General features: G+C 52.7%; 1 protein-coding gene. It reads right to left on the reverse strand.

The window, feature by feature from the left end; genetic code table 11:
* Nucleotides 1-423: IS256 family transposase, variant Zn-binding type (locus tag MB824_RS10765; RefSeq protein ID WP_238748541.1), on the reverse strand; the 423-nt coding region annotated here is incomplete at both ends.

A 423-nucleotide genomic window follows, 5' to 3' on the forward strand; every position in this document is an offset into this window, starting at 1 on the left:
AGGTTGCCCATGTTCCGTTTCAGGCTGAAATAGGCGCTGCGTAGTCTTGGGTGGGTGTAGTGGGATTTGCCCGTTTCGGGGTTCTTTGTGCGTTCGTTGAAGAAGTCTTTGTGCTGTTCGAACCATGCTTTCAGGCTTCTTTCAAAGTCGGCTCTGCGGCTGCTTTTTAATGTCAGTGCCAAGTGCCACAGCTCTTGCCCCGCAGCCGTTTGTGGGTTGCGCGTCAGGTAGCGGCCGACGGTTTTGACTTGGTGGAAATGGCATAGTTGCACGGGAATATCGGGGAATAACTGCGGCAGACCTTTACGGCCGTCGCAAACGATGCTTTGTATTTCAATGCCTTTGGCTTTCAGACTGCCGATGGCTTCGGCGTAAAGGGCGTTGGTTTCGTTTTTGACTTCGGTAACAGAAAGCGCTTTGCCG

This window comes from Kingella pumchi (assembly GCF_022288825.1).
In the GTDB taxonomy this organism is placed as follows: domain Bacteria; phylum Pseudomonadota; class Gammaproteobacteria; order Burkholderiales; family Neisseriaceae; genus Kingella_D; species Kingella_D pumchi.